The sequence below is a fragment of the Streptomyces sp. NPDC054863 genome, from assembly GCF_053610825.1.
In genome coordinates this window covers 1-2,501 of the sequence record NZ_JBSGZD010000516.1, presented here as the reverse complement: position 1 = coordinate 2,501, position 2,501 = coordinate 1, and the positions used below count along the sequence as shown (strand labels likewise).

At 73.9% G+C, this 2,501-nt stretch carries 3 protein-coding genes; 2 read left to right on the top strand and 1 reads right to left on the bottom strand.

The genetic code is table 11. The features are described 5' to 3' along the window. Together ACWGIG_RS38450 and ACWGIG_RS38445 are read left to right on the top strand one after the other, a co-directional pair. Nucleotides 1–140: precorrin-8X methylmutase (locus ACWGIG_RS38450; protein WP_453326373.1), on the top strand; the 140-nt coding region annotated here is incomplete at its 5' end. A 2-nt stretch (nucleotides 141–142) separates the two neighbouring features. Beyond that, nucleotides 143–1,660 (top strand): precorrin-2 C(20)-methyltransferase, encoded by a 1,518-nt coding sequence (locus ACWGIG_RS38445; RefSeq protein WP_453326372.1) that lies wholly within the window; start codon nucleotides 143–145, stop codon nucleotides 1,658–1,660. Here the strand turns inward: ACWGIG_RS38445 and ACWGIG_RS38440 are convergent. Then, entirely contained in the window at nucleotides 1,645–2,436 is a 792-nt protein-coding gene (locus ACWGIG_RS38440; RefSeq protein ID WP_453326371.1) for a cobalt-precorrin-6A reductase, read from the bottom strand. The genes ACWGIG_RS38445 and ACWGIG_RS38440 overlap by 16 nt on opposite strands. Nucleotides 2,437–2,501 lie beyond the last annotated feature (65 nt).

The following is a 2,501-nucleotide window of genomic DNA, read 5'->3' as shown; positions in this document are numbered from 1 at the left end:
GTTTCGTGGGTGCCGCGGAGTCCAAGGAGGCCCTCGCGGTGCACGGGTCCGGTCTTGAGCACCTGATCGTGCGCGGCAGGCGGGGCGGCAGCGCCATCGCCGCCGCCGCGCTCAACGCGATCGCCAGCGAGGAAGAGTAAGCGTGAGCGAGCAGAGCACGGGGCGGTTGTACGGAGTCGGGCTCGGCCCTGGCGACCCGTCCCTGATGACCGTACGCGCGGTGGAGATCATCGCCGAGGCGGATGTGATCGCCTACCACAGCGCCCGGCACGGGCGGTCGATAGCGCGGTCCATCGCGGCGAAGCACATCCGGGCGGACCACGTCGAGGAGGCGCTGGTCTATCCCGTCACGACGGAGACGACGGACCACCCGGGCGGTTACCGGGGCGCGCTGGAGGAGTTCTACGAGGAGGCGGCGGGCCGGCTGGCCGTGCACCTCGACGCGGGGCGCACCGTCGCCGTGCTCGCGGAGGGCGACCCGCTCTTCTACGGCTCGTACATGCACATGCACAAGCGGCTCGCGGACCGTTTCCCCACCGAGGTGATCCCGGGGGTCACGTCGGTGAGCGCCGCCGCGGCCCGGCTCGGCACCCCGCTCGTCGAGGGCGAGGAGGTGCTGACGATCCTCCCGGGAACGCTGCCTCAGGAGGAGCTGACGGCGCGGCTGGCGGCGACGGACTCCGCGGTGGTGATGAAGCTGGGGCGTACGTTCCCCGCCGTGCGCGGTGCCTTCGAGGCGTCGGGACGGCTGGCCGAGGCCCGCTACGTGGAGCGCGCCACCATGGCCGGGGAGCGCACCGGTCAACTGGCCGACGTGGACGCCGAGTCGGTGCCGTACTTCGCGGTGGCGGTGCTGCCCAGCCGGATCGGCTCGGCCCACACCGAGCCGCCTGCCGCACGTCCGCAGGCGGACGGCGAGGTCGTCGTGGTCGGCACCGGGCCCGCCGGGCCGCTGTGGCTGACTCCGGAGACGCGCGGTGCGCTGGCGGCGGCGGACGATCTGGTCGGGTACACGACGTACCTGGCACGGGTGCCGGTGCGGCCGGGGCAGGTGCGGCACGGCTCCGACAACAAGGTGGAGTCGGAGCGCGCCGAGTTCGCCCTCGACCTGGCGCGGCGCGGCCGGCGGGTGGCCGTGGTGTCCGGCGGCGACCCGGGCGTGTTCGCCATGGCGACCGCCGTGCTGGAGGTCGCGTCGCAGGACGCGTACGCGAACGTGCCCGTACGGGTGCTGCCGGGGGTGACGGCGGCCAACGCCGCCGCCGCGAAGGCGGGTGCGCCGCTGGGCCACGACTACGCGACGATCTCGCTCTCCGACCGGCTGAAGCCGTGGGAGGTGGTCGCGGAGCGGCTGCGGGCCGCCGCGTCGGCGGACCTGGTGCTCGCGCTGTACAACCCCGGTTCGCGCAGCCGCACCTGGCAGGTCGGCAAGGCCAAGGCGCTGCTCCTGGAGCACCGTTCACCGGACACGCCGGTGGTGTTGGGGCGGGACGTGGGCGGGCCGACGGAGAGCGTACGCACCGTACGGCTCGGGGACCTCGTGCCGGAGGAGGTCGACATGCGGACCATCCTGCTCGTCGGGTCGTCGCAGACGCAGTGGGTGCGACGGGGTGACGGGAGCCAGATCGTATGGACCCCGCGCCGCTACCCGGAGGCCTGAGCCGTCCACCTCTTGAGGTTCTCGGGGCTCGTGAGGGGGCCGTCACCGGGCAGCAGCCAGGTGACGGCCGCCTCGGGGGTGCCGGCCGTCGGCACCCCTTCGGGGACCGGCGGGCGCCGCACCACGACCACCGGAATCCCGGCCTCGCGGGCAGCGGTCAGCTTGGGGGCGGTCGCGGCGCCGCCGCTGTCCTTGGTCACGAGCACCTCGATGCGGTGGCGGCGGATCAGCTCCCGTTCGCCGTCGAGGGTGAAGGGGCCGCGTTCCAGCAGGACCTCCATGCGCGCCGGGTGCGGTGCGTCGGGGGCGTCCACCGACCGCATCAGGAACCACTGTGCGTCCAGCGCGGCGAAGGCGGACAGGCCCATCCGCCCCGTCGTCAGGAAGACCCGCTCGCCCAGTGCGGGCAGCACCTCGGCGGCCCCGGCCAGTGAGCCGACCGGGTGCCAGCGGTCCCCGTCGCCCGCCGCCCAGCCGGGCCTGCGGAGCGCCAGCAGGGGAACATGGGCCGCAGCGGCAGCAGCAGCCGCGTGGAAACTGATCGTTCCGGCGAAAGGATGGGTGGCGTCGATGAGCGCGTCCACCTGGTGGGTACGCAGCCATGCGGCCAGTCCCTCGGCACCGCCGAAGCCTCCGACGCGGACCTCGCCCGGGGGAAGTTTCGGGATGGCGACGCGTCCGGCGAGCGAGCTGGTGACCCGGGCGCCCGGAATGTCCACCAGGAGTTCGGCGAGGCGCCGCGCCTCGGTCGTACCGCCGAGAACGAGTATGTGCACGGGATCCATCCATGAGTGACACGAGCAAGGGGCCCGCCGCCGAGGGCGGGCGCACCGCCCAACTC